The organism is uncultured Cyclobacterium sp. (assembly GCF_963976465.1).
Classification (GTDB): Bacteria; Bacteroidota; Bacteroidia; order Cytophagales; family Cyclobacteriaceae; genus Cyclobacterium.
On sequence record NZ_CAXBOC010000357.1, the window covers coordinates 1 to 6,168 of the forward strand.

General features: G+C 39.3%; 7 protein-coding genes. 2 read left to right on the forward strand and 5 right to left on the reverse strand.

The window, feature by feature from the left end; genetic code table 11:
- The coding region (locus AAC037_RS17700) for a TIM barrel protein (RefSeq protein WP_339904421.1) at positions 1-581 on the forward strand (581 nt) is incomplete at its 5' end.
- 3 nt (positions 582-584) lie between these two features.
- On the opposite strand, the gene AAC037_RS17705 is transcribed toward AAC037_RS17700, so the two are convergent.
- The 5 genes from AAC037_RS17705 to AAC037_RS17725 all read right to left on the reverse strand — a co-directional run bounded on the left by AAC037_RS17705 (position 585) and on the right by AAC037_RS17725 (position 3,263).
- Positions 585-1,184, reverse strand: coding sequence for a DUF4202 domain-containing protein (locus tag AAC037_RS17705; protein ID WP_339904423.1), 600 nt, complete (start codon positions 1,182-1,184; stop codon positions 585-587).
- Positions 1,185-1,695: 511 nt separating this feature from the next.
- The gene (locus AAC037_RS17710) at positions 1,696-1,953 is read right to left on the reverse strand and encodes a T9SS type A sorting domain-containing protein (RefSeq protein ID WP_339904424.1); all 258 of its coding nucleotides are present in this window, start codon (positions 1,951-1,953) and stop codon (positions 1,696-1,698) included.
- A gap of 101 nt (positions 1,954-2,054) precedes the next feature.
- A complete protein-coding gene (locus tag AAC037_RS17715; protein ID WP_339904426.1) occupies positions 2,055-2,495 on the reverse strand; it encodes a PIN domain-containing protein in 441 nt (146 codons plus the stop codon).
- On the reverse strand, positions 2,492-2,695 hold the full coding sequence (locus AAC037_RS17720) for a hypothetical protein (RefSeq protein WP_303615278.1): 204 nt from the start codon (positions 2,693-2,695) through the stop codon (positions 2,492-2,494). Before AAC037_RS17720 ends, AAC037_RS17715 begins: the two co-directional genes overlap by 4 nt.
- A 70-nt stretch (positions 2,696-2,765) precedes the next feature.
- On the reverse strand, positions 2,766-3,263 hold the full coding sequence (locus AAC037_RS17725) for a hypothetical protein (RefSeq protein WP_339904429.1): 498 nt from the start codon (positions 3,261-3,263) through the stop codon (positions 2,766-2,768).
- Between the two features lie 546 nt (positions 3,264-3,809).
- On the opposite strand from AAC037_RS17725, the gene carB reads away from it, so the two are divergent.
- Positions 3,810-6,168, forward strand: a 2,359-nt coding sequence (gene carB, locus AAC037_RS17730; protein WP_339904430.1) for a carbamoyl-phosphate synthase large subunit, incomplete at its 3' end; no start/stop codon positions are given.

The window sequence follows — 6,168 nt, forward strand, 5'->3', positions numbered from 1 at the left end:
CTATTTCCGGCGAAGGAATCACCGATTACCGCATGGGCTATCTTCCATTTACCACCAAAAATATCATCAAGGAATTAAAATCCCTCAATGCTTCCATGAAGCAATTGGCAGAATTGCACGAGAAACATGGGGTAACGGGCCATTATCAGAACCATGCCGGAAGGCGTATTGGAGGTTCTGTTTGGGAAATTTACCATTTATTGAAAGACATCAATCCTGATCATATAGGGGTGCAGTTTGATTTGCGTCATGCCTCTGTAGAAGGCTATCAATCTTATGAAAATGTTTTCCACATGATCAGTGATAAAATAAGAAGTTTTGATCTAAAGGATTATGTCTGGGGGAATGTTGATGACAAAGGTGACAGGCCGATTAATGTTCCCTATGGAGAAGGAAATGTGAAATTTGAACTTTTACAAGAGCATCCGGGATTTATGGGCAGTCTTCCTAAAATCCTACATTGTGAGTACGACTTAGGAGGAGCAGAGCATGGCCACAAGCACCCAACCATGAGTAAAGAGGCCATACTTTCTACCATCGCTAAAGATGTAAAAGTTTATAAAACAGCAAAATACAAATAAAACCTAAGCCAAAGCCTTGTTGATCAAAGCCAATGCTCGCTCTGAGTGGTTTAAAGACAAGGCTTTTTCATGGCCTTTTGGAGACATCTTTTTCCAGGTTTTCTGTAAGATGTCAATGAGTTTTTCTTCCTCATTTTCGTGCTTCGCAATGAAGTCATCAAAATAGTATTTTAAAAACACCAGACATACTACATCCTCCAGCGCCTGTGTCTCAGGGTCTAATTTCAATCTGCGTTTATTAATTAAATCATCAATTTTTTGTAAATCGGAAGCGTCATAACCGCTGCTTTCCAAGATTTCCTTGGCAAGGTTGGCATGAAACCTCTTGAGGTTGGTTCTCCATAGCAAATAGCCTTTTCGGTCCATAGGATAGGAATCCCTTGGAATTTCCCAACGCCGAATATGCTGACTTCTCGCAGCTAGCTTTAATACTTCATTTGCTTCCGGGTAAGTTTCTTCCATCATGTCGGCCATCCGCTTCCCATACAACAGCTCTTTGGGTACTTTCTCTCCTTTTACTTCTTCCAGGTTCGGATCTTCCGCGTTGGCGGAATCAATTTTTGCTACTGCTGCACCATAGTCACCGGTTTTAACATTTCTCATAACGCTTTCTTTTACCAATAAGCTGTTTACTTTATAAAATTTAAACCCGGTCTATACCACAGGAATCGTAATTAGCAGGGAAACCCTCAAGAAAATCTCCAAATAGCGATTTATTTTGAATCGGTTTTGCCATGTATTCAAATAGTCTATTGTATTGTTCGGATTTATCCCAAAAATAGTTGAAATATCATCCTCATCAAATAGGTAACAGCGGTAAAAGACACCCGATTTCAAGTATTATCGCTTTCATAAGGGGGACATAATGGTTAATTGTTAATGGGATAATTATTAATGGTTAATTGTTAATTCAATAATTATTAATGGGCTAATGGTTAATTGTTAATGGGCTAATGGTTAATTGTTAATTGTTAATTGAATAATTGTTAATTGATAATTGATAATTGATAATTATTAAGAGGGATATTGGCATGCTTCACCCTGGACTGAGCTAATATGCCTTTCAAATTGGCCTTATAGGGCATGGTTTGATGCGACTTGTTTACCTTGCGTTTTACTCCACCCGTAGTTGCCGGGTGACGGTGCCATTGCGGTGGTCCAGGTGGACGACATAGACACCGGGCAGTAGGTGGCTGATGTCCAGCTCATAGCTGCTATTTGAAAGAGGTTCTTCCACACAAATCCTTTCCGCACCCGTCAGGTCAAACACCCTAATGCGCTGGGGAGGGCTGTCAAAGCTGTAGTTCTGGTATTCCCTGCTGGTTTTGTTCTCCGACTGAAGAATGGCTTTTGCGGATTCATCCAATGGCATTTCGGTAAGTGCTATGCGCACCCTGCATTGTTTTCTAAAGGATTAAAAACCTAACCGAGAAGAAAACCTGTAAACTGTGAAAATGAAGATCAATGTAAATTTCAGCTTCTATCCCTAATTACTTCTAGGTCTGCAGTATTCACAGCCCAATCAATTTTTTGTAGCCTCAATCCCTTTAGGAGTTTTTTGTCACCCGTCCAAAGAGAAGCTCCTAACGCTAAGCTCAATGCAACAAATGGAGCATCAAACTCATCTATTGGAGTGGTCATCTTGATTGCTTTCTTCCAGAAGAGATCGCTTATCAAATCCAAATCAATAAATTCAATTCTTTTTAAAACCATTCTTTTCATGAAAGAAAAATCTTGTTCAGAATAGGCTGATAATTTTAAAAGTTTCTGATGATGGTGTGCCAATTCTTCCAGTAAAAAAGTGGGCGTAAAGAAATCAAAAGTTCCAGAGGAATTTAGCAGAATATCACTAATTAACCCATTTGGTGTCAGGAGAGCACTGAAAACAATATTGGTGTCAACAACAACTTTCACTTGAGGAATTTTTCCTTATTTTGATCCCACCAAGATGATTTTGAAACCATATCCAGCTTATCAATTTGTATTTGACTGGCTTTACTTTTTGATGCGATTTCCCTGAACCTAATATAGTCCAAAATACGTTGTAAGCCCACTAGGTCAGTTTCTGAGGGAACCCGAATCAAAATCTCTTCATTTGTTCTTTCGATCTGCATATTTAAATATACTCAAAATCTTTAAATAAAGTTTTTATTTTTAAATTGTTTTGTTAATTAAAACTACCACTTATTGGGGTTGGAAAAGCATGGGTTTTTCGGAATCATAGTAGAGTGTCAACCCTTTTTGTGATAGAACGAACGAAAAAACATTGTTCATGGATTCGATATAATAACCACCGTCAAATAGCTCATTAAGCTCGGTAGTATTGGTAAATGTTAGAATTTCCAAGAGACCATCACTGCCCAGAAGATACCGACCATAGGCCGAGTTAGTAGATGTCCGTCCACTTATTTCACCATTGCCATTAAATTTTAGCAAATAGGTGCTTTCCCCATCAGGTTCTGGTAGTTTCACCCTATTCCGCCCTTCATCCACAAACCCGATAAGTTTCCATGTGGTGCCTATCAAGGGAAGAGACGTATAGTCAGGGTTATCAGGAATTTGGCTTAAGCGGATCTCGCCCTCCGGTAATTCCTCATCCTGGCACCCACCAAGTATTGGTAATAGAAAAACCATACCTACCCAAAAAATCCATTTGCCTTTAAAAACTACTAATTTCTTCATCTTAATTGAATTTTGAATGTAAACCCCATCCGGGTAAAAAGAAAGGATTAAAAACACATTTAAATTTATAGTTTACATTTTCGTTTCCCTAATCCTTTCGTGGCTTTCTTTTAAGACGTAAGCAAACATATAAACGCTACAAGAAACTGTGGGAAAGCAGCTTGACTTAGTTGAATAATGGTTAATGGAATAATTATTAATGGTTAATTGTTAATTCAATAATTGTTAATTGGGTAATGGTTAATTCAATAATTGTTAATGGTTAATGGGGTAATGGTTAATGGATTAATTATTAATGGGTAATTGTTAATGGGGCAATTGTTAATTAACAATTGATAATTAATAATTACCCATTAAAATAAACGGTTGATTTGGCGGAAGTATTGAAATGCCACACAAAGTCCATTTCTTCTATTGGGTACAAGCAAAAAAATATTAGTTGTGAATTGAACTGCGTAAAAACAAGAATTCATGTGGATGTTCAATAAATTTGATTAATTTTGCCCCAATTTAGCCAATAGTAAACTATTTCAAAAATCATCAAGCATGCCAAAAGACAGTAGCATCAAACATGTACTTATAATCGGAAGCGGCCCTATTGTAATCGGGCAGGCTTGTGAATTTGATTATGCAGGATCTCAAGCTTCCCGATCATTGAGGGAGGAAGGAATTAAAGTTACCCTTATCAATTCCAATCCTGCAACCATTATGACCGATCCGGTGACTGCAGACAATGTATACCTTTTGCCACTTGAGAAAAAATCAATTGTAAAGATTTTAACAGAGCATCCGGACATTGACTGTGTACTTCCCACCATGGGAGGACAAACCGCCCTTAACCTGGCAATTGATTGCGACAAAGCGGGGATATGGGAAAAGTTCAACACCCGCATGATTGGGGTGGACATTGATGCCATAGAGACAGCAGAAAACCGAGAAAAATTTAAGGTTTTACTGGAAGAGTTGGGAGTTGGTGTATGTGTCGGACGTACGGCTACTTCTTTTTTACAGGGCAAAGAAATCGCACAAGAAATTGGATTTCCACTGGTAATTAGACCATCCTACACCCTTGGTGGGTCTGGTGGTGGATTTGTAGACAGCCCTGAAAATTTTGAAAAAGCATTAAGTGCAGGACTTCAAGCCTCACCTACACATGAAGTATTGATCGAACAAAGTATTCTTGGATGGAAAGAGTACGAATTAGAAGTTCTCAGAGATAATCTTGGCAATATGGTGGTCATTTGTTCCATAGAGAACTTTGACCCAATGGGGGTTCACACCGGGGACTCCATCACCGTAGCTCCTGCCATGACTTTGCCTGATCCTGTTTTTCAAAAAATGAGAAACATGGCCATCCGCATGATGAATGGCATCGGTAATTTTGCCGGGGGATGTAACGTACAGTTCTCTGTAAGCCCTGACAACCAAACCATCATAGGTATAGAAATCAATCCAAGGGTATCAAGATCTTCCGCTTTGGCCTCTAAAGCTACAGGTTATCCGATTGCCAAAGTAGCAGCAAAGCTAGCTGTAGGCTACAATCTAGATGAATTAAAGAATTCCATTACCGGCAGCACGTCGGCCTTCTTTGAGCCTGCCATTGATTATGTTATAGTTAAAATACCTAGATGGAATTTTGACAAATTCAAAGGCTCTGACAGAAAACTAGGCCTATCAATGAAAGCCGTTGGAGAAGTTATGGGCATAGGCAGAAACTTTCAGGAAGCCCTACAAAAAGCTTGTCAATCCCTTGAAATCAAGCGAAATGGCCTTGGTGCTGATGGCAAAGAGCTTAGAAACCAAGAAGAAATTCTGTACAGCTTGGCCAACCCTAGTTGGAACAGACTTTTCCATATTTATGATGCTTTCAAATTAGGCATTTCATTCAGAACCATTCAAGATCTGACAAAAATTGACAAATGGTTTTTGAAGCAGATCGAGGAATTGGTACACCTGGACAACACACTTGCCAAAGAAACACTGGAGAGCATCAGTAAAGAACTCATGCAAACGGCCAAACATAAAGGCTATGCCGACCGACAAATTGCCCACCTATTGGGATGCTTGGAAAGTGAAGTTTTCAATAAGAGAAGAGATGAAATGGGAATCAAACGAGTGTTTAAACTCGTAGACACCTGTGCAGCAGAATTTGAAGCGCAAACACCTTATTTTTACTCCTCCTTTGGAGATGAAAACGAATCCATTGTTTCTGACAGAAAAAAAATAGTGGTCCTTGGATCCGGTCCCAACAGGGTTGGTCAGGGAATTGAGTTTGATTACTCTTGTGTTCATGGGGTCTTAGCAGCCAAGGAATGTGGCTATGAAACGATCATGATCAATTGTAACCCTGAAACAGTTTCTACAGATTTTGACATTGCGGATAAATTGTATTTTGAACCTGTATTCTGGGAACATATCTATGAAATCATCCTGCATGAAAAACCTGCGGGAGTGATTGTTCAGCTGGGAGGACAAACAGCACTTAAACTGGCAGAGAAAATGGACAAATACAATATCCCAATTCTCGGCACTAGCTACAGAGCACTGGACCTGGCAGAAGACAGAGGCAGATTCTCCCAGCTCTTGAAAGAAAACAATGTTCCTTATCCTGAATTTGGAACTGTACATAGTACAGACGAAGCTCTTGAACTTTGCAAAACCATCGGCTTTCCATTATTGGTAAGACCATCTTATGTCTTGGGTGGACAGGGAATGAAAATTGTTATCAATGAAAAGGAACTTGAAGAGCATGTAGTAACCGTTCTCCGGGACATTCCAAACAATGAAATATTGCTTGACCACTTCCTCGAAGGTGCCATTGAAGCAGAAGCAGATGCCATTTGTGATGGAGAAAATGTTTATATCATTGGTATCATGCAACATATAGAACCTGCGGGCATTCACT

Bases quoted from the DNA above. Each gene is read 5' to 3' on its own strand.
- AAC037_RS17705 (WP_339904423.1), bottom strand. From the start codon at position 1,184: ATGAGAAATGTTAAAACCGGTGACTATGGTGCAGCAGTAGCAAAAATT.
- AAC037_RS17710 (WP_339904424.1), bottom strand. From the start codon at position 1,953: ATGCCATTGGATGAATCCGCAAAAGCCATTCTTCAGTCGGAGAACAAA.
- AAC037_RS17720 (WP_303615278.1), bottom strand. From the start codon at position 2,695: ATGCAGATCGAAAGAACAAATGAAGAGATTTTGATTCGGGTTCCCTCA.
- AAC037_RS17725 (WP_339904429.1), bottom strand. From the start codon at position 3,263: ATGAAGAAATTAGTAGTTTTTAAAGGCAAATGGATTTTTTGGGTAGGT.